Origin of the sequence: Streptomyces gelaticus, assembly GCF_014649535.1 — a bacterium.
Classification (GTDB): Bacteria; Actinomycetota; Actinomycetes; order Streptomycetales; family Streptomycetaceae; genus Streptomyces; species Streptomyces gelaticus.
Map to the genome: position 1 here is coordinate 1 of NZ_BMTF01000015.1, position 19,142 is coordinate 19,142.

Sequence of the window (19,142 nt, forward strand, 5' to 3'; positions counted from 1 at the left end):
AATGGTGCTGATGGTGCGACGGGACCCACGGGCCCGACAGGTGCCACTGGTGCGACTGGTGCCAATGGTGCTGATGGCGCGACCGGTGCTACCGGTCCGACGGGTCCGACGGGTGCCACTGGTCTGCAGGGTGCCACGGGTGCGACCGGTGCCAATGGTGCTGATGGTGCGACGGGACCCACGGGCCCGACAGGTGCCACTGGTGCGACTGGTGCCAATGGTGCTGATGGTGCGACGGGACCCACGGGCCCGACAGGTGCCACTGGCGCGACCGGCGCGACCGGCGCGACCGGTGCGACCGGTGCGACCGGTGCCACCGGTCCGACCGGGCCTGTCGGCCCGGCCCAGACTGCTACCAGCACCGCCATGCTCGTGCCCGCCGGGGGCAGCATCCAGGACATCACGGCCACCTGCCCTGCCGGCACCGTGCTGACCGGGGGAGGGGTCGTGAACCAGCTGCAGAACGACGACATCCACTGGACCGCGAGCGCTCCGGACACCTCGACCAACAGCTGGCACGTCTCGGCGTACAACAGTGGCGCCACCCCGCAGACCGTTCAGTCGTACGCGGTCTGCATTCCCGCCACCACTGCGTGATCTGACCGGTTCCGAGGGGGACGGACAGGAACCCGCCCAGGGTTCGGGACATCCCCCGGTCGCTGCCACAGCAGAGAAGGTCTTCTGCTGTGGCAGCTTCATGTTGTCCTTGTCGCGACGGGTGATCGAGTGGCTGACGGGTCTACTGGAGCGGCCGAACTTCCGGCAATCTTGGGTCCGTTCGGCCTGAGGCCGTCCCGTACACCCCTACCTCGCTCGGACTCGACTCGGAGGATGACCGCGCATGCGCTCGATACGTTTCGCCCTGCTGGGGCTGCTGGCCCTGATCGCGGGGCTGCTGACCGCGACTCCCGCCGCCGCGGCCCCGAACTTCAAGGCACCGTTCCCCTGCGGCCAGACCTGGACCTACAGCCACCACTCGGCGGAGGTCAGATCGGCCCTGGACTTCATACGCACCGACGGCGGCGCCACCGCGGGCACCCCCGTCCTCGCCTCGTCCGGCGGAACCGCCCACCGGTACTCCCAGCCCAGCGGAGCGGGCAACTACATCGTCATCGACCACGGCGGCGGCTGGCAGACCTACTACTTCCACCTCTCCTCGTACTCGGTCGCCGACGGCGCCTCCGTGTCGCAGGGGCAGCAGATCGGCGTCACCGGCTCCACCGGCAACAGCAGCGGCGCCCACATCCACTACGAGCAGTTGTACAACGGCGTGGGCCAGACCATCTCCATCAACGGCCAGTCGCTCGCCCCGTACCCCGGCTCGTACTACAGCAAGTATCTGACCAGCGACAACGGCTGCGGTAGCGGCGGGGGCGGCAAGTACTGGGTCGACACCTTCGCCGACGCCACGGGCTACGCGGCGCCGAACACGGGCGATGCGCAGGGCGTGCTGAAGGCCGGTACGAACTACGTCTACTGCAAGGTGTGGGGAGCCCAGGTCGGTTCGGGCTCCAGCTACAACCACTGGTGGCTCAGGACGGACCTGGACACGGTGTACGCGGGCAAGAACGGGCGGGGCGCGTACGTCTCGGCCTACTACCTGTCCCGCTGGGGCAATGACGAGGCCCGGGACAACAACGGGGCGGTCGTCCCGGACTGCTGACCGGCGCCCATGACCCGGTACGAGGGCGTGGCCGCGCCCTCGTACCGGCCGTCGTTACGCTTCCCGCATGGGTGAAGCGGCGGACGGCGGTCCCGGCTGGGCGGCGACGCGGGCCTGGGCCGGGGAGAACCTGGCGCCGGGGGAGCGGATCGAGGGAGTGCGGCGGCTGCTCGGCGGCTGGAGCTCGCAGATGCGACGGCTGGACATCTCCGGTCCACAGGGCGGGCGTTCGCTGGTCCTGCGGTCCTTCGTCAAGCCCTTCTTCGTGCGCCATGCGCCGGGGCTGCTCACCCGCGAGGCGGACGTACTGCGGCTGCTGGCCGGCACGGACGTCCCGGCGGCGCGGTGCGTGGCCGTCGACGCCCGGGGCGAACACTGCGACCACCCTTCGTTGTTGATGACCCTGCTGCCCGGGGAGGTGCGGGTCGACGACGCGGGGGCGGAGCGGCGCATCGGGCTGCTGGCCGGGCAGTTGGCGGGCATCCACCGGGTCGAGGTCGCCGCCCCGGCCCGCCCGCGTGACTACGAGCCGTGGACCGCGCCGGACCGGGTGCGGGTGCCCGACGCCACCGGCCGGCCGCTGCTGTGGCGGCGGGCGGTGGAGCTGATCCGCCGCGAACCTCCCGCGTACGTACCGAAGTTCCTGCACCGGGACTTCCACCCGGGCAATGTGCTCTTCGACGGTGCGGCGGCCGAGCCGCGGGTCAGCGGGGTCGTCGACTGGGTCGAGACCTCCTGGGGCCCGGCCGATCTGGACGTCGCCCACTGCTCGACGGCGCTGGCGCTGCTGCACGGCGTCCCGGCGGGGATGAGCTTCGCCGGGCGGTACGAGGCGGCGGGCGGGCGCTTGGCCGCGAGCGGGGCGGACCACCTGTACTGGCGGCTGCTGGACGCGCTCGCCTACGCCCCGGACGCGGAGAAGCCGGCGGTCCCGTGGCGGGAGCTGGGGCGGACCGATCTGACGCCCGTGGTGCTCACGGAGCGCCTGGAAAATTATGTGGAGAATCTTCTCGAACAGTTCGATTGTTAGGCGCGCCGCCGGTGGCTGTCGGTGGGATGGAACGTTACTGCCGAGGTGTTCCGGCGGAGCGTCGGACGGCACCGCTCGGACCGCCGCTCCGACCCTGGGGCAAAGCGTCAACACAGCGCAAACGCAAGGCAGTCGGAGATTTCCCGAGTTGCTGTTTCGGATGATCCGAACGGAAATGCTCGGCTGATTCTTCGCGCCTTCAACAGGCCCCGGCGTACGCCCGGAACGCCTCGCACGCAAGGTAAAAAACGGCGTGTCCCGAATTAAAGACACAGTCATGTCTGTATAGCTATACGCGTCTTCGCGAGAGGGCAGATCTACGTCCCGTGCGGCGGGAACGCCGCCGTCTTTCTCGCAGGCGAGTGCTGCGCGTGGTGTTCCCGCACCCGTGCCATCAGCGGCTCCGGGGGCCCGGTGCCGACGGAGCCCGCAGCACCCGGGACGACATCGCTCGACACCCGTACATCCACTGGTCAAGGAGAGACGCTGTGCGCTACGGAACTGCGCTGAGGGAAGAAATCCGGTCTCCGGGAACGACTCCTCTCATCGGCATCTACGATATGTACTCGGCCTCCGTCGTGGCCCGGCACTACGACGGATTCTTCGTGTCCGGCTTCGGCTTCGCCGCCTCCCACTACGGGCTCCCCGACATCGGCTTCATCGCCTGGCCGGACATGGTGGCCTTCGTGGAGCGGCTGCGACCGGCCTTCCCCGCCCACCACCTGCTGGTCGACATCGACGACGGCTATGTCGATCCCGAGGTGGCCTGCCACGTGGTGCAGCGACTGGAGCGGATCGGTGCCTCCGGCGTCATCCTGGAGGACCAGAAGCGCCCCCGCAGGTGCGGTCACGCGGACGGCAAGCAGGTGCTGCCGCTGGAGGAGTACCTGGAGAAGCTCGATCTGGTGCTGGAGAGCAGGCGGGACCTGGTGGTCGTCGCCCGCACCGACGCCACGGAGGAGGCCGACATCCTGCGCCGGGCCGAGGCGCTGGCCGAGACGGAGGCCGATGTCGTCCTGGTCGACGGGGTGCGCAGCGTGGAGTGGATCAAGCGCATCCGGAAGGTGGTCGGTGACAAGCCGCTGCTCTTCAACCAGATCGCGGGCGGCAAGTCGCCCAGGCTCTCGCTCTCCGAACTGACCGACCTGGAGTGCCAGGTGGCCATCTACAGCACCCCCTGCCTCTTCGCGGCGCACGCGGCCATCGACAGCGCGCTGACGGATCTCAAGGTGTCCGACGGGCGGCTGCCCGAGTTCGTGCCGTCCGAGGGGATCGGGGTGCAGCGTTCGACGGAGCTGCTGGAGAAGAACATCAGCAGGCACCACCCGGCGCCCGAGCCGGTGGCCGTGACCGTCTGACACGGACCGAGGCCGGGAGCGGGGGAGCGTCCGGCCGTATCCCCACCGACCGAACGCCGGGGCCTCCGTGGAGGAACCCCCACGCTCCATGGCGCCCCGGCGACAGGTGAACCACAGCGAAAGAAGGACACGGACACATGGGACTCACCTCGTCCAGGGCGCGTGCGGCCCTGGCTTCGGCCGTCCTCGGCGCGCTCTGCCAGGGCCAGTGGGCCGCGGGTACCGCCTGGGCCGACGCCCCGGACGGCGGCATGGAGACGCATCACGGCCCCTCCCTGATCACCATCGACAACTCCAACGCCGACTCCTGGCTGGAGGTGGACCGCACGCTCAATGTGCTGGGCCCCCTCAGCAAGGGCACGGCGGGCAGCGACCACGACGGCGGCGGGGGCGCGATCGACCAGAACGTGGTGGGTTCGCAGGACGTTGGCGTTCAGGCCGCCCCGGACGAGAGCGAGGACGAGGAAGAGGAGGTGACGGCCCCCGCCCCGGCCCCCGGTACCGCCACCGCCCCCCGTGCCGCCGAGGCGCCCGAGAGCGCGGCGACCGGCGGGGACGACCACGAGGGTGACGCCGACGCCGAGGCCCCCGACCCGCCCCTGAGCTGACCTCACCTCCGACGTCGGCGCCGAAACGCCGACGCCGACGCCGACGCGTCGCAGGAGCCGTGCGAGGCTTCCTCCCCACCCCTTGTCTGATGAAGCGTCAGACGTGACGATGGCCCCCGCGCCCGTCAAATGACGATGCGTCAGATTCGTTCGCTCGGGGAGGAGGCCGTCCGGTGCCGATATCGCCCACCGGGCCGCTGTCGTACGGGATGCAGCTGCCGATCCAGTCGCAGAGCACCATCTATGCCGAGGGGTGGGAGGCGGCGGCCGGCCCGGCCGACCTCGCCGCGATCGCCCGCACCGCCGACCGTGCCGGCTTCGCCTATCTGGCGAGCTGCGACCATGTCGCGATCCCGCGGCGGCTGGCCGGGGTCATGGGCACCGTCTGGTACGACCCGGTCGCCACCCTCGCCCTGCTCGCCGGGATCACCGAGCGGGTCCTGCTGATGAGCCATGTCGCCGTCGTCGGGCTGCGGCATCCGCTGGCCACCGCCAAGCAGTACGCCACCCTCGACCACCTCAGCGGCGGCCGGCTGATCCTCGGGGTCGGGGCCGGGCACGTGCCGGAGGAGTTCGAGGCGCTCGGGGCGGACTTCGAGGGGCGGGGCAAGGTGCTCGACGAGACCGTCGACGCGCTGAAGGCGGCGCTGGGTCCCGAGGAGTACCCGGAGTTCGCGGGGGAGCGGTTCTCCTTCAGCGGCCTCGGCCAGCTGCCCCGGCCCGCCCAGGGGCGGGTGCCGATCTGGGTGGGCGGCTCCTCGCCGGCCGCTGTGCGCCGGGCGGCCGAGCGGGGCGACGGCTGGCTGCCGCAGGGGGACCCCCGGGAGAAGCTCCCCGCACAGATCGCCCGGCTGAAGCGGCTGCGGGAGGCGGCCGGGGTCGAGGCGCCGATCGTCATCGGTGCGATCACCGAGCCGCTGTACGTCGGTGAGCCGACGTGGTCCGTCGGGCGGCGCACCCTCACCGGGAAGCCGGAGGCCGTCGCCGAGTCGCTGCGCGCGTACCGGGCCATGGGCGTCCACCAGATCCAGGTGCGGTTCCGCAGCCGGAGCCGCAGCGAACTGACCGACCAGATGGCGGTGTTCGCCGCCGAGGTCGCACCCCATCTCGACAGGTAGGAGTCAGGCCATGGGCAAGCTGGACGGGCGGGTCGTACTCATCAGCGGTGCGGCGCGCGGACAGGGTGAGCAGGAGGCGCGGCTCTTCGCCGCGGAGGGCGCGCGGGTGGTGATCGCCGATGTGCTCGACGAGCAGGGCGAGGCGCTGGCCGAGGAGATACGGGAGGAGCTGGGGGCGGACGTCGCCCGGTTCGTTCGCCTCGATGTGAGCCGGGAGGAGGACTGGCGGGCCGCGGTCGCCGCCGCCAAGGACGCCTTCGGGCGGATCGACGGGCTGGTCAACAATGCGGGGATCCTCCGGTTCAACGAGCTGGTGGCCACGCCGCTGGAGGAGTTCCAGCAGGTGGTGCAGGTCAATCAGGTGGGCGCGTTCCTGGGGATCAAGAACGTCGCGCCGGAGATCGAGGCCGCGGGCGGTGGGACCATCGTCAACACCGCCTCGTACACGGGGCTCACGGGCATGGCGTTCGTGGGCGCGTACGCCGCCACCAAGCACGCGGTGCTCGGGCTGACCCGGGTGGCCGCCGTGGAGCTGGCCGCGAAGGGGATACGGGTCAACGCCCTGTGCCCCGGGGCCGTGGACACCGCGATGACCAACCCGGCGGCGCTGGACCCGGCGGCGGACCCGGAGGAGTCGAGGGAGGCGGTGGCCGAGCTGTACCGCAAGCTCGTGCCGCTGGGCCGGATCGGGCAGCCGGAGGAGGTGGCGGCACTGGCGCTCTTCCTGACCTCGCAGGACTCCTCGTACATCACCGGGCAGCCGTTCGTCATCGACGGGGGATGGCTGGCGGGCGTCAGCCTGTTCTGACCCGAGCTGACGACGCGTCAGGTATTGACGGGTGCGGGTGCCGGTGGAACAGTCGGACGCATCACGATCTGACGGAGTGTCAGAAATGATTGAGGACGGTGAACCCCCTTGGAATTCGGGCTCTTTGTACAGGGGTATGTGCCCGCCGCGCGGGCCAAGGTCGACCCCGGGGCAGAGCACAAGGCGCTGATCGAGGAGACCGAGTACGTCATCCAGGCGGACAAGTCCGGCTTCAAGTACGCCTGGGCCTCCGAGCACCACTTCCTGGAGGAGTACTCGCACCTCTCGGCCAACGATGTGTACCTGGGCTACCTCGCCCACGCGACCGACCGCATCCACCTCGGATCCGGCATCTTCAACCCGCTCGCCCCGGTCAACCACCCGGTGAAGGTGGCCGAGAAGGTCGCCATGCTCGACCACCTCTCGGAGGGCCGCTTCGAGTTCGGCTCGGGGCGCGGGGCGGGCAGCCACGAGATCCTCGGGTTCATGCCGGGCATCACCGACATGAACCACACCAAGGAACTCTGGGAAGAGACCATCGCCGAGTTCCCCAAGATGTGGCTCCAGGACGAGTACGCCGGCTTCCAGGGCAAGCACTGGTCGCTGCCGCCGCGCAAGGTCCTGCCCAAGCCGTACGGGAAGTCGCACCCGGCGATGTGGTACGCGGCCGGCTCGCCGTCCTCGTACGCGATGGCGGGCAAGAAGGGGCTCGGCGTACTGGGCTTCAGCGTGCAGAAGGTCTCCGACATGGAGTGGGTCGTCGAGTCCTACAAGACGGCCGTCAAGGAGGCCGAGCCCGTGGGGGACTTCGTCAACGACAACGTCATGGTCACCTCCACGGCCATCTGTGCCGAGACGCACGCCAAGGCCGTCGAGATCGCGGTGGGCGGGGGGCTGAACTACCTTCAGTCGCTGCTCTTCCGCTACCACGACACGTTCCCCCGCCCGGAGGGGATACCGGAGTGGCCCGAGCTGCTCCCGGAGTACACCGAGGAGATCATCGAGCTCCTGATCGCCGAGGAGCTGATGATCTGCGGTGACCCGGACGAGGTGCTGGCGCAGTGCAGGCGGTGGGAACAGGCGGGGGCGGACCAGCTGAGCTTCGGGCTGCCGATCGGGGTGAGCCGTCAGGACACGCTGAACTCGATCAGGCTGATCGGTGAACACGTGATCCCGAAGATCGACACGGACCCGGTCCACCGGACCTCGCGCTTCCGCGACGCGGCGTAGGGCCGGTCCGGCCGACCAGCGGCGTCTTCCCGGACCGCCGCTCCGTGGAGCCGGGGTGCGTACCGCGGCCGTGCGCACCCCGGCTGCACACCCGCCCACCGCAGCAGCATCCACCCACCACAGAAGGGAACCCCGTCATGCTCGACCACCTCATCCGCGGAGCGACCGTCGTGGACGGCACCGGCGGGCCCTCGTACCCCGCCGACATCGGCATCCGTGACGGCCGCATCGCCGTCGTCGCCGAACCGGGCACGCTCACCGAGGAGGCCGTCACCACCGAGGACGCCACCGGCCTGGTCCTCGCGCCCGGGTTCGTCGACCCGCACACGCACTACGACGCCCAGCTCTTCTGGGACCCGTACGCCACCCCGTCCATGAACCACGGCGTCACCACCGTCGCCGGAGGCAACTGCGGGTTCACCCTCGCCCCGCTGCACCCCGGGCGCCCCGAGGACGCCGACTACACCCGCCGCATGATGTCGCGGGTGGAGGGCATGGCCCTCAAGGCGCTGGAGGAGGGCGTCGACTGGACCTGGTCCAGCTTCCGCGAATACCTCGACGCCCTCGAAGGGCGGATCGCCGTCAACGCCGGGTTCATGGTCGGGCACTGCGCCCTGCGCAGGCACGTCATGGGCGCCGACGCGATCGGCGGACAGCCCACCCCCGCGCAGCTCGACGCCATGCTCGCGCTGTTCCACGACGCGATGGACGCCGGGGCCTGGGGGCTGTCCACCACCCAGTCCGCCAGCCACTCCGACGGCGACGGGCAGCCCGTCGCCTCCCGGCACGCGCTCCCGGAGGAGCTCCTCGCCCTCTCCCGGGCCGTCGGCGAACACGAGGGCACCCAGCTCGAAGCGATCGTCGCGGGCTGCCTCGACCAGTTCTCCGACGAGGAGATCGAGCTGCTCGTCGACATGACCGCCGCCGCCGGACGCCCGCTGAACTGGAACGTCCTCACCATCGACGCCGCCGTCCCCGAACGCGTACCGCGTCAGCTCGTGCCCAGCGAACGGGCCCGCCGGGCCGGTGGCCGGATCGTCGCGCTCACCATGCCGATCCTCACCCCGATGAACATGTCGCTCGGCACCTTCTGCGCGCTCAACCTCATACCCGGCTGGGGCGACGTCCTCGCCCTCCCCGTGCCCGAGCGCATCGAACGGCTCCGCGACGCCGGCACCCGCGCCGAGATGCTCCGCCGCGCCGACAGCAAGGAGGCCGGCGTCTTCCGCCGCCTCGCCGACTTCGGCCGGTACGTCATCGGCGACACCTACAGCGAGGCCAACGAAGGGCTGACCGGCCGCGTCGTGCGCGACATCGCCGCCGAGCGCGGCCTGGACCCCTTCCACTGCCTCGTCGAGATCTGCGCCGCCGACGAGCTGCGCACGGTGCTCTGGCCCATGCCCACCGACAACGACCCCGCCTCCTGGGCGCTGCGCCGCGAGACCTGGGAGCACGAGGACGTCATGCTCGGCGGCTCCGACGCGGGTGCCCACCTGGACCGGATGTGCGGCGCCCCCTACACCACCCGGTTCCTCGGCGACTGCCTGCGCGGACGGAAGCTCGTCCCCCTCGAACAGGCGGTGAAGATGCTGACCGACGACCCCGCCCGGCTCTTCGGGCTCCGCGACCGGGGCCGGATCGAGGAGGGCTTCCACGCCGACCTCGTCCTCTTCGACCCGGAGCGCATCGACGCCGGGCCCGCCACCCTCGTCCACGATCTGCCCGGCGACAGCCCCCGGCTCGACTCCCGGGCGATCGGCATCGTGTCGGTCCGGGTCAACGGCGTGGAGACGCTGCGCGACGACAAGGTGACCGGCGCGGTACCCGGCACGGTGCTGCGCTCCGGACGCGACACCCGGACGGTGAGCACCGTATGAGCGAGCAGAAGCGGAGTCTGTTCATCGGCGGGCGGTGGACCGAGCCCGAACACGGCCACTACGAGGTGATCGACCCGGCCACCGAGGAGGTCGTCGGCCTCGCGCCCGAGGCGAGCCGCGGGCAGGTCCACGCGGCGGCGGCCGCGGCCCGGGAGGCCTTCACCGGCTGGTCGCGCACCCGCCCCGAGGAGCGGGCCGAGATCCTCGACAGGGCCGCCGGTCTGATGCTGCGCGATCTCGACGGCCACGCCGCGCTCGCCCGCGCGGAGAGCGGCGCCACCACGGCGACGGCCCGCGGGATGCAGGTCGCCGTCGGCGCCGCACGCTTCCGCCGGTACGCCAGGGGCGCCCTGGAACCGGTCGAGGAGCCGGTCGCACCGCAGATCAACGAGGCCGGGCCGATGGGGCGGGCCGGGGTCTTCGGGGCGCTCGCCGTCCGCCAGCCGGTCGGCGTCGTCACCTGCATCACCTCGTACAACAACCCCTGGGCCAACCCGGCGGGCAAGGTGGCCCCCGCGCTGGCGATGGGCAACACGGTCGTCGTGAAGCCCGCGCCGCAGGACCCGCTCTCCGTCTACCGGATGGCCGAGGCGCTCGAAGCGGCGGGTGTCCCGGCGGGCGTCGTCAATGTCGTCACCGGATCGGGCCCCGAGGCGGGCGAGGCCGCCGTCGACTCACCGGACGTCGACATGGTCAGCTTCACCGGCTCCACGGCCGTCGGGCAGCGCATCGCCGAGGTGTGCGGGCGGGGCATGAAGCGGCAGCTGATGGAGCTGGGCGGCAAGGGGGCCGCCGTCGTCCTCGACGACGCGGACCTCGACTCGGCGGCGGCGGGGATCGGCACCACGTTCTCCTTCTACAGCGGCCAGATCTGTACGGCCCCGACCCGGGTCCTGGTCCAGCGCGGCGTCCATGACACGCTGCTCGGAAAGCTCGCCGCGTACGCGGCCCATCTGAAGGTGGGCGATCCGGCGGCCAGGGGCACGGTCGTCGGCCCGGTCATCTCGGCCGCCCACCGCGACCGCGTCGAGTCGTACATCGAGCTGGGCCGGAAGGAGGGGGCGAGGGTCGTCACGGGCGGCGACCGCCCGGCCGGGCCGGAGCGCGGCTTCTACGTCGCACCGACCCTGCTCGCCGACTGCACCAACGACATGCGCGTGGTGCGCGAGGAGATCTTCGGCCCGGTCGTCGTGGTCGTCCCCTTCGACGACGAGGAGGAGGCCGTCGCGCTCGCCAACGACAGCGACTACGGGCTGATCGACTACGTCTGGTCCTCGGACGTGGCCCGCGCCTTCCGGGTGGCCCGGCGGCTGCGCGCCGGAGGGGTCGGCGTGAACACCGTCGGGCGGAACATGGAGGCCCCGTTCGGCGGGTTCAAGAAGAGCGGTGTCGGGCGCGACGTCGGCTCGTACGCGCTGCACGCGTACAGCGAACTCCAGTCGATCGTCTGGCCCGGCTGAACCGGCAGGCGCCCGTGGGTGTTCGCTGAGCGGACACCCACGGGAAATTTTGAACCGTCACAAAACGGACAGTGCTTCGGTTCCCGTACGGTGCTGCGATCGGGCCTTGGCCTCGCATCGTAAGGAACTTTTCGCGAACCGCCTTCAATTAATCAAGTGCCTTCCGTATTGTTACCTGGAATTCAAGGTCGAGGCGGTGGAGTCTCATCCTCCGGATGTGGAAATCGCAGCGTTTATCGTCCTTTTCATGACTCAGCTGGACGTGCGGCCACAGGCCGGAGATGCGGCACGGGGCTCCGCCCGGGCCGGCAGCGAGGTACGCGGCAAGGGCCTCGGCGGGAACTCCGTCGGCCTGATGGGCAGTGCCGTCATCGGCATCTCCACCGTCGCCCCCGTCTACTGCCTCACCTCCACCCTCGGTTCCACCGCGGGAGAGGTCGGCGTGCAGATGCCCGCCGTCTTCCTGGCCGGCTTCCTGCCGATGCTGCTCGTCGCCTTCGCGTACCGCGAGCTCAACAAGGCCATGCCGGACTGCGGCACCTCCTTCACCTGGACGGTCAAGGCGTTCGGCCCGCGCGTCGGCTGGATGTGCGGCTGGGGCCTGGTCATCGCGACGATCATCGTCCTGTCCAACCTGGCGGGCGTCGCCACCTCGTACTTCTGGCTCCTGGCGGGTGAGATCACCGGCAACGACTCGATCGCCGCCCTGGACGACAGCAAGCCCGTCCACATCGTGACCTGTCTGGCCCTGATCGCGATCGCCACGGCGATCAGCTACCGGGGGATGACGGCCACCAAGGGCGTCCAGTACGCGCTGGTCGGCCTCCAGCTCATCGTCCTCGCGGTCTTCGTGGCGATGGCCGTGCAGAAGGCGGGCAGCGGGGAGTTCGCCTCGTCCCTGGACTTCTCCTGGTCCTGGCTGAACCCGTTCGCGGTGCAGTCCTTCGCCGCGTTCACCGCCGGTCTGTCGCTGTCGATCTTCATGTTCTGGGGCTGGGACGCCTGTCTGACCGCCAACGAGGAGACCACCGGCAGCGAGAAGACCCCCGGCCGGGCCGCGCTCATCGCGATGGTCGTGCTGGTCGGCTCCTACCTGGCCACCGGCGTCGCCGCCCAGATGGCCGTCGGCTCCGGCACCTCCGGCCTGGGCCTGGCCAACCCCGACACCTCCGACAACGTCTTCGCCGCGCTGGCCGGTCCGGTCATGGGTCCCGGCCTCGGCATCCTGCTCTTCGTCGCCGTGCTCGCCTCGGCCGCCGCGAGCCTGCAGACCACCTTCATCCCGGTGGCCCGCACGGTGCTGGCGATGTCCACGTACGAGGCCCTGCCCGCCTCGTACGCCCGGGTCCACCCGCGCTTCCGGACGCCGGGGAGGGCCACGATCACCGCGGGCGTCGCGACCGGTGTCTTCTACACGGTCATGACCCTGGTCAGCGAGCACGTCCTGGTCGACACGATCTACGCACTCGGCCTCATGATCTGCTTCTACTACGCGCTGACGGCGTTCGCCTGCGTCTGGTTCTTCCGCGCCGACCTCACCCGTTCCTTCCGCGACCTGGTCTTCAAGGGCCTGTTCCCGGGCGCCGGCGGCATCCTGCTCACCGCGGTCTTCGGCAAGACCCTCTACGACATGTGGAACCCGGCGTACGGCTCCGGCTCGTCGGTCTTCGGGGTCGGCTCGGTGTTCGTCATCGGCGTCGGGCTGCTGGTCCTCGGTGTGGTGCTGATGCTGGTGATGCAGCGCCGCAGCCCGGCGTTCTTCCGCGGCGAGGTGCTGACCAAGGAGACCCCGGCGCTGATCGTCGAGGACTGAGGCCCGAGGCCCGGCGGCCCGGCGGGGCGTCCGCGGAAAACCCCGTGCGCGGGGGCGCGGCGGCGGGCTAGGGTCCCGGGCATGGACTCCTTCCTTCAGATCTACGGCTGACACGCGGGCGGGGCAGGTACCCCGTCCCGGCAGGTCCGAGTGCGCCCACGGCGATTCCCGCCCGTGGCCGGCGCACCGGACCGCTGTGTCCGAGTGCGCCCACAGTGATTTCCGCCTGTGGCCTGCGCACCGGACCGCTGTGTCCCATTCGCCGTAGACCTGAAAAGAAGTGATCGTCCATGTCACGTCGTCGTGCCCATGTCGCGATGATCGGCATTCCCGCCGTCAGCCATGTCCTGCCGAGCCTTGAGATCATCCGCGAGCTGGTGGCCCGCGGCCACCGGGTGACCTACGCCAACGACCCGGCGGTGGCCGGGCTGATCGAGGCCACCGGCGCCGAGTTCGTCCCCTACAAGTCCGTACTGCCGGTCGCCGACAACGACTGGCCCGAGGACCCCATCGGCGCGATGGGTGTCTTCCTCGACGACGCGGTGCAGGCCCTCCCGCAGCTGCGTGCCGTCTACGACCGCGACCCCGCGGACCTGTATCTCTACGACATCGGCGCCTACCCGGCGCGTGTCCTCGCCGAGACGCAGGGCCGTCCCCTCATGCAGCTCTCCCCGACCTTCGTGGGCTGGGAGGGCTACGACCAGGACGTCGCGGCGCAGCTGTGGCAGCTGCCGGGCGCCGACGCGTACCGGGCGAGGTTCACCCGCTGGCTCGCCGACTGCGGGGCGTCCACCACCGACATGGAGGCCTTCTGCGGACGGCCCGCGCACACCCTGGCGACGATCCCGAAGGCGATGCAGCCGCATGCCGACCGGGTCGACACCGGCACGGTCACCTTCGTCGGCCCGTGCTTCGGCACCCGGGCGGACACGGCGGCCTGGACGCGTCCCGCCGGTGCCGAGAACGTGCTGCTGGTCTCCCTGGGCTCGGCGTTCACCAACCGGCCCGAGTTCTACCGCCAGTGCCTGGCCGCGTACGGCGACCTGCCGGGCTGGCACGTGGTGCTCCAGATCGGGAAGTACACGGACCCGGCGGAACTCGGCGACATCCCGTCCAATGTCGAGGTGCACTCCTGGGTGCCCCAGCTCGCGATCCTGGAGCAGGCCGATGCCTTCGTCACGCACGCGGGCATGGGCGGCAGCAGCGAGGGGCTGTTCACCGGTGTGCCGATGATCGCCGTGCCGCAGGCCGCCGACCAGTTCACCAACGCCGACCGGCTGGTCGAGCTGGGAGTGGCCCGCCGCATCGACACCGATCAGGCCACCGCCGAGGCCCTGCGGACCGCCCTGACCGGACTCGTCACCGACCCGGAGGTGGCCCGCCGGTCCGCGCGGCTGCGCGCCGCCGCGCGGGCCGAGGGCGGCACCACGCGGGCCGCCGACCTCATCGAGGAACTGCTGGACTGACCGGCAGCCCTCCCGCCCCGCCGGGCGCGGGAGCGCCTCAGGTGTGAGCCCTGACGTCGTCCACGACGTGCTTGTCCAGCGCGGCACGCACCAGGGCCGCCGCGAGCACGGCGATCCCGCGCCCGTCCGTCTGCTCGCCCCGGCCGGCCCCTCGCGCCGGCCGGGGCGGCTCGGCCTGCATCGCCTGCTCCGCCGACCTCGCCAGCTCCGCCAGCCGGGCCGGTGAGGCGGGCAGCCCCAGGCGTTCGGCGCCCTGGAACGCCTTTCCGTCCACGAACGGGGCCAGCTCCGGCCACACGGCCTGCGCCTCGCGTACGAAGATGTCCGCGCCGGCCGGGCCGATGCCCGGGGTCCGGCGCAGCCCGGCCCGCAGGGTGTCCAGGTCGCCGTCGGCCTCCTCGCGCAGCCGCCGCAGGTCGCCGCCGTGGTCGTCCAGCAGGAGCTGTGCACCCTGGCCGAGCTGGGTGGCGGTCCGCTCGTCGTAGCGCCGGTAGCCGCCCTCGCCCAGCGCGTCCACCCGCTGCTGCCAGGTCGCCGCGGCCATCAGGCGCGGCGAGCGCATGCCGTGGCCGAACAGCGCCCGCGCCGCCGCCACCGCCACGGAGGCGCGGATGCGGGCGCTCAACAGATCGCTGAGGACGAGGAGTTGGTACAGCGGCTGCGGGGTGTTCCGCAGCCGGATCCCGGCCTCGGCCGCGTACGTGGTTCCGTGGCGGGCGAGCAGGACCTCCACGGTGTCGCGGGCGCTCATGGGGACCCGCTTCCCTCCTCGGCCGCGACCTGGGCCAGGGTGCGGCCGGTGCGGGCCGAACGCGCGAGGTACGGGTCCGGCGCCTCGGGGCCGTCCTGGGTGGCCTGGCCGTCCTTGGCCTTGATCAGCATCCATACCTCTTCACCCGGGGCGTCGCCGCCCTTGAAGCGGGTGAGGGCGAACTCGCCGTGCAGCTTGGTCCCGTCGAGCCAGAACGTCGCGTGGCCGTCCTCCAGGGACTGCTCGAACGGCACCGGCGTGCCCCATCGGTCGTGGCTGAGCGGCCGGTAGGTGCCCTGGTCCCAGACGATCACCGTGCCGCCGCCGGACTCGCCCTCGGCGATGACGCCCTCGAACGTGCGGTACTCCAGCGGGTGGTCCTCGGTCGGGACGGCCAGCCGCCGCTCGCGCGGGTTCTCCGAGGGGCCGCGCGGCACGGCCCACGACTTCAGTACGCCGCCGACCTCCAGCCGGAAGTCGAAGTGCATGCGCCGCGCCTGGTGGATCTGCACGACGAAGCAGGGGGCCGCGCCCGTCCGTGCTCCCTTGCCCGTTGCTGCTGCATCGCCCGTCCGGTCGTCGTCGCCCGTTCCTGCTGCGTTGCCCGTCCGGTCGTCGTTGTCACCGGTCGCATCCATCCGGACACCTCCTACGGCAGCCCCCGCCCGGTGCTCCTTCCACTGTGACGCCCCCGGTCGCGAAGCGCACCGGGACGGGTTCCGGCGCCGAGCTCAATGTTATGTAGACTGACCTACCTAATTAAGGAGGCGGGCAGACATGGACGAGGCGAAGGCCGAGGAGAAGCAGCCGGTGAAGCGGCGGCGGGGGGCGGCGCGCGGGCGGATCCTCGACGCCGCCGCGCGCCGGTTCTACGCGGACGGCGTGGCCGCGACGGGCATCGACACGATCACGGCCGAGGCCAAAGTCGCCAAGATGAGCCTCTACAACAACTTCGACTCCAAGGCCGACCTCGTCCGCGCCTACCTGGAGGCCAGGCACGAGGAGTGGCTCGGTCTCTACCGGCACCGGCTGACCGGAGCGCAGGGCCCGGCCGACGCCGTCCTGGCCGTCTTCGACGCCTACGCCGACCACGCCGATTTCGCCTACGAGCACGGCTTCCGGGGCTGCGGACTGCTCAATGCGGCCGCCGAGCTGCCCACCGGACACGAGGGCCGGGCCGTGGTGCGCCGCCACAAGGAACAGGTCGAGAGCCTGCTCGCCGCCCACCTCCGGGAGCTGCTGCCCGGCCAGGAGGAGCGGGTCCGCGCCCTGGCGGAGCACCTGGCGTTCCTGCTCGAAGGGGCCATCGTGCGCGCCGGCCTCGAAGGCGACGGTGCGCGCATGCGCAGCGCCCGGGACCTGGCGGCATCCCTGGTGGGCGCCCTGTGAACCGGCCCGCCGGGCGCACCGCCGGGCCGGGCCTCGGCGCGCTCGCGGTTCTGCTGGCCTCGGTGCTCTGGGGCACCACGGGCACCGCGGCGACCTTCGCGCCCCAGGTCGGGCCGCTGGCCATCGGTGCCGCCGCGATGGGCCTGGGCGGCCTGCTCCAGGCCCTGGTGGCCGGGCGCGGCATCGCGCGCAGCCGCGCCCGACTGACGGCGCAGTGGCGGATCGTGCTCGTCGGGGGAGCGGGTGTGGCGCTGTATCCGCTCGCGTTCTACACCTCCATGCACCTGGCCGGTGTCGCGGTCGGCACGGTCGTCTCCATCGGCTCGGCCCCGCTGGCATCGGCCCTCATCGAGCGGCTCGCCGACGGCCGGAGCCTGTCCCGCAGATGGCTGACGGGGGCTGCCCTGGGGCTGGCCGGCACGGTGCTGCTGTGCGCGGCCGAGGCCGCGCAGGCGGGCACCGGAGCGGGTACGGGTTCCGCCCGGCAGACCGTCGTGGGCGTGGGTCTCGGGCTGGTCGCGGGCCTGACGTACGCCGTGTACGCGTGGGCGGCGCACCGCCTCATCACTCGCTCCATCGCCTCGCGGGCGGCCATGGGAGCGGTGTTCGGCCTCGGCGGGCTGATGCTCGTACCGGTCCTGCTGGCCACCGGCGCGCCGCTGGTCGCCTCCTGGACCAACGCGGGCGTCGGGCTGTACATGGCGTTGGTGCCGATGTTCACCGGGTACGTCCTGTTCGGCTACGGCCTGTCCCGCATCCCGGTCAGCACCGCGACGACCCTGTCCCTGCTGGAACCCGCCGTGGCGGCCGTCCTCGCCGTCCTGGTCGTCGGCGAGCACCTCCCCGCCCTCGGCTGGACGGGCATCGCCCTCGTCATCGCCTGCCTGGGCGTGCTGACCGCGCCCGCCCGGCCCGTCCGCGTACGTGCACGCGGCACAGTGACCCCGGTCGCCGTCCCCGCCGTGGACGAGCGGGCCTAGCCGTCATTCCGAAGGCTTGTCACGGCGCTTTTCGGACGTTTCGGTAGCTCCGGAACCTTGATGTCAATTCGCGACGAAGCGAGATGAAAATCAGTCATACCCGCAAGATGTGGTGCCGTCATGTGAACGAACTGCGTAGGTTCTGGGCTCGGTTCGGGATGTCCTGTGACGCCCGGCCACAGAGTTCTTCCACTGGAACCGGAGGGGAAATCGCATGGCTGACATCGACCTCGGCGTGGCGTCCGACTGGGACGAGGGGGACACCCACGGCCGCGTCACGCTGCGGCAGAACCAGGTCTACCCGACCTCGCCGAAGAAGGACGTGCTCATCAGTTCCCCGGTGAGCATCGAGCTGTCCGTGAACACGAACCACTCCTCCTCCCAGGAGGCGGACAAGGTCTACTTCACGACCCACCACGGCTCCACGAAGAAGATCATCGCGGTGCTCGACTCCGACGGCAACCTGCACATCGCCGGCCGCCTGATCCCCGAGCAGAAGGACCTCCGCTACTAAGGGACGGCCTGAGGGGTACGGCCGCCACGGGCCGCCGTACCCCGGACGGGGTAGGCCGCTTCCTTCGGGTCACCTCGCTGACCAGATGAAGACGGCGGCGAGGTGGAGTCCGGCAAGACAGATGGTTGCAGTCTTGGCGTATCGAGTGGCCAGGCCACGCCACTGCTTGAGTTTGTCGGTTGGGCAGGCCGCGTGACGAGGTGCCTGTCCCTTCTCCGCCACGGGACTTCCTGACACACTGTTCGCCTTCACCGGCGCCGGAAGTCCTTCGGCCCGGAGGCGGGGGATACGGGGACGGTGGGCCCCGCGGGGGGACGGAGGGCAGCCGTGGCGCTGATGGCGCGGGACCGGGAGATCGTCGAGCGCTACCTGAAGCCGCCGCAGGAGCGGATCCTGGACGACCGCCTCATCCAGGGGATCCAGCTGACCCGCTTCTGGTTCGGGATTTCGATCGCGATGCTCGTGGAGGTCCCCCAGGCGGGGGCCCGCGACATCCCGTTGCTCGACTGGCTGGCCAACTGGGCCGCGTCCGGGGTGGTCAGACTGCTGGCGGCCCCCTTCCTGCTGCTGGTGACGGTGCCCCTGGTCGTCGGGGCGTTCCTCGCCCTCGTGAGCAGCGCGGACCGGCAGCGGATGACGGCGCGGCTGCGCGGGCCGTCCATCGCGGTCGGGATGTTCCTGGGCCACTGGCTGCTGCTCGTGGCCACCGCGATCGGACCGTTCTGGCTCGGTCACCGCACGAGCGTGCTGGTGGGCGGAATCACCTTCCTGGCCGGGCTTCCGCTGCTCCTGCGGGCCATCGGATTCGTGAGCATGTCGGTGCCGTGCATCGCCCGCCACATGTTCCGCACCATGGAGGTCCATCAGGCGCTGCCCGCGCTGCTGACCGTGGTGCTCTCGTGGGAACTGCTGCTCGTGGGAGAGCTGTTCCCGGTCCACGTCGTGGACAACGGCTACGACGCACCGCTGTGGCTGTCGCTGGGCGGCGCCCTCGCCACCAGCGCCGTCGCGGCCTGGGAGATCGGTCGGCTGCGGGCCCGCCACGGCATACGGCTGCGCTCCCTGTCCAGCGCCTGA

Annotated in this window: 18 protein-coding genes; 16 read left to right on the forward strand and 2 right to left on the reverse strand. The window is 71.2% G+C overall.

The window, feature by feature from the left end; genetic code table 11:
• Positions 1-366 precede the first annotated feature (366 nt).
• The 12 genes from IE107_RS35150 (at position 367) to IE107_RS21165 (ending at position 14,431) form a co-directional block, all read left to right on the forward strand.
• Complete coding sequence (locus tag IE107_RS35150) at positions 367-597, forward strand: hypothetical protein (protein WP_229867139.1); 231 nt, start codon at positions 367-369, stop codon at positions 595-597.
• Positions 598-841: 244 nt separating this feature from the next.
• The gene (locus tag IE107_RS21115) at positions 842-1,663 is read left to right on the forward strand and encodes a M23 family metallopeptidase (RefSeq protein WP_189545400.1); all 822 of its coding nucleotides are present in this window, start codon (positions 842-844) and stop codon (positions 1,661-1,663) included.
• Positions 1,664-1,730: 67 nt separating this feature from the next.
• Positions 1,731-2,693, forward strand: a complete 963-nt coding sequence (locus IE107_RS21120; protein ID WP_189545401.1) for a phosphotransferase family protein — start codon at positions 1,731-1,733, stop codon at positions 2,691-2,693.
• A gap of 488 nt (positions 2,694-3,181) precedes the next feature.
• A complete protein-coding gene (locus tag IE107_RS21125; RefSeq protein WP_189545402.1) occupies positions 3,182-4,051 on the forward strand; it encodes an isocitrate lyase/PEP mutase family protein in 870 nt (289 codons plus the stop codon).
• A 137-nt stretch (positions 4,052-4,188) separates the two neighbouring features.
• The gene (locus tag IE107_RS21130; RefSeq protein ID WP_189545403.1) at positions 4,189-4,659 is read left to right on the forward strand and encodes a hypothetical protein; all 471 of its coding nucleotides are present in this window, start codon (positions 4,189-4,191) and stop codon (positions 4,657-4,659) included.
• Positions 4,660-4,832: 173 nt separating this feature from the next.
• Positions 4,833-5,777 carry an LLM class F420-dependent oxidoreductase gene (locus tag IE107_RS21135; RefSeq protein WP_229867140.1) on the forward strand — a complete coding sequence of 315 codons (945 nt, stop codon included), beginning with the start codon at positions 4,833-4,835 and terminating at the stop codon, positions 5,775-5,777.
• Positions 5,778-5,787: 10 nt separating this feature from the next.
• A complete protein-coding gene (locus tag IE107_RS21140) occupies positions 5,788-6,585 on the forward strand; it encodes an SDR family NAD(P)-dependent oxidoreductase (RefSeq protein ID WP_189545404.1) in 798 nt (265 codons plus the stop codon).
• A gap of 108 nt (positions 6,586-6,693) precedes the next feature.
• Entirely contained in the window at positions 6,694-7,815 is a 1,122-nt protein-coding gene (locus tag IE107_RS21145) for an LLM class flavin-dependent oxidoreductase (RefSeq protein WP_189545405.1), read from the forward strand.
• Positions 7,816-7,952: 137 nt separating this feature from the next.
• Positions 7,953-9,692 carry an N-acyl-D-amino-acid deacylase family protein gene (locus IE107_RS21150; RefSeq protein WP_189545406.1) on the forward strand — a complete coding sequence of 580 codons (1,740 nt, stop codon included), beginning with the start codon at positions 7,953-7,955 and terminating at the stop codon, positions 9,690-9,692.
• A complete protein-coding gene (locus tag IE107_RS21155) occupies positions 9,689-11,152 on the forward strand; it encodes an aldehyde dehydrogenase family protein (protein ID WP_189545407.1) in 1,464 nt (487 codons plus the stop codon). The genes IE107_RS21150 and IE107_RS21155 overlap by 4 nt, the downstream gene beginning before the upstream one ends.
• A gap of 247 nt (positions 11,153-11,399) precedes the next feature.
• The gene (locus IE107_RS21160) at positions 11,400-12,965 is read left to right on the forward strand and encodes an APC family permease (protein WP_189545408.1); all 1,566 of its coding nucleotides are present in this window, start codon (positions 11,400-11,402) and stop codon (positions 12,963-12,965) included.
• A gap of 290 nt (positions 12,966-13,255) precedes the next feature.
• Complete coding sequence (locus tag IE107_RS21165; RefSeq protein WP_229867141.1) at positions 13,256-14,431, forward strand: macrolide family glycosyltransferase; 1,176 nt, start codon at positions 13,256-13,258, stop codon at positions 14,429-14,431.
• A 37-nt stretch (positions 14,432-14,468) separates the two neighbouring features.
• Here IE107_RS21165 and IE107_RS21170 read toward each other — a convergent pair whose 3' ends face one another.
• Positions 14,469-15,182: an HhH-GDP family DNA glycosylase gene (locus IE107_RS21170; RefSeq protein ID WP_189545409.1), complete on the reverse strand. Its 714-nt coding sequence runs from the start codon at positions 15,180-15,182 to the stop codon at positions 14,469-14,471.
• Positions 15,179-15,820: a DNA polymerase ligase N-terminal domain-containing protein gene (locus tag IE107_RS21175; RefSeq protein WP_189545410.1), complete on the reverse strand. Its 642-nt coding sequence runs from the start codon at positions 15,818-15,820 to the stop codon at positions 15,179-15,181. Before IE107_RS21175 ends, IE107_RS21170 begins: the two co-directional genes overlap by 4 nt.
• Before the next feature lie 139 nt (positions 15,821-15,959).
• Here IE107_RS21175 and IE107_RS35155 point away from each other — a divergent pair, with 139 nt between their 5' ends.
• The 4 genes from IE107_RS35155 (at position 15,960) to IE107_RS21190 (ending at position 19,142) form a co-directional block, all read left to right on the forward strand.
• The gene (locus tag IE107_RS35155; RefSeq protein WP_229867142.1) at positions 15,960-16,571 is read left to right on the forward strand and encodes a TetR/AcrR family transcriptional regulator; all 612 of its coding nucleotides are present in this window, start codon (positions 15,960-15,962) and stop codon (positions 16,569-16,571) included.
• Positions 16,568-17,551, forward strand: coding sequence for a DMT family transporter (locus IE107_RS35160; RefSeq protein ID WP_229867143.1), 984 nt, complete (start codon positions 16,568-16,570; stop codon positions 17,549-17,551). The genes IE107_RS35155 and IE107_RS35160 overlap by 4 nt, the downstream gene beginning before the upstream one ends.
• A 214-nt stretch (positions 17,552-17,765) precedes the next feature.
• Entirely contained in the window at positions 17,766-18,065 is a 300-nt protein-coding gene (locus tag IE107_RS21185) for a DUF6342 family protein (protein WP_189545411.1), read from the forward strand.
• Between the two features lie 327 nt (positions 18,066-18,392).
• Positions 18,393-19,142 carry a hypothetical protein gene (locus tag IE107_RS21190; protein WP_189545412.1) on the forward strand — a complete coding sequence of 250 codons (750 nt, stop codon included), beginning with the start codon at positions 18,393-18,395 and terminating at the stop codon, positions 19,140-19,142.

Excerpts from the sequence above, each read along its gene's own strand:
- IE107_RS21140 (WP_189545404.1), top strand. The coding sequence starts at position 5,788 with ATGGGCAAGCTGGACGGGCGGGTCGTACTCATCAGCGGTGCGGCGCGC.
- IE107_RS21150 (WP_189545406.1), top strand. The coding sequence starts at position 7,953 with ATGCTCGACCACCTCATCCGCGGAGCGACCGTCGTGGACGGCACCGGC.
- IE107_RS21120 (WP_189545401.1), top strand. The coding sequence starts at position 1,731 with ATGGGTGAAGCGGCGGACGGCGGTCCCGGCTGGGCGGCGACGCGGGCC.
- IE107_RS35150 (WP_229867139.1), top strand. The coding sequence starts at position 367 with ATGCTCGTGCCCGCCGGGGGCAGCATCCAGGACATCACGGCCACCTGC.
- IE107_RS21165 (WP_229867141.1), top strand. The coding sequence starts at position 13,256 with ATGTCACGTCGTCGTGCCCATGTCGCGATGATCGGCATTCCCGCCGTC.
- IE107_RS21175 (WP_189545410.1), bottom strand. The coding sequence starts at position 15,820 with ATGGATGCGACCGGTGACAACGACGACCGGACGGGCAACGCAGCAGGA.
- IE107_RS21185 (WP_189545411.1), top strand. The coding sequence starts at position 17,766 with ATGGCTGACATCGACCTCGGCGTGGCGTCCGACTGGGACGAGGGGGAC.
- IE107_RS21155 (WP_189545407.1), top strand. The coding sequence starts at position 9,689 with ATGAGCGAGCAGAAGCGGAGTCTGTTCATCGGCGGGCGGTGGACCGAG.
- IE107_RS35155 (WP_229867142.1), top strand. The coding sequence starts at position 15,960 with ATGGACGAGGCGAAGGCCGAGGAGAAGCAGCCGGTGAAGCGGCGGCGG.
- IE107_RS21160 (WP_189545408.1), top strand. The coding sequence starts at position 11,400 with ATGACTCAGCTGGACGTGCGGCCACAGGCCGGAGATGCGGCACGGGGC.
- IE107_RS21115 (WP_189545400.1), top strand. The coding sequence starts at position 842 with ATGCGCTCGATACGTTTCGCCCTGCTGGGGCTGCTGGCCCTGATCGCG.
- IE107_RS21170 (WP_189545409.1), bottom strand. The coding sequence starts at position 15,182 with ATGAGCGCCCGCGACACCGTGGAGGTCCTGCTCGCCCGCCACGGAACC.
- IE107_RS21130 (WP_189545403.1), top strand. The coding sequence starts at position 4,189 with ATGGGACTCACCTCGTCCAGGGCGCGTGCGGCCCTGGCTTCGGCCGTC.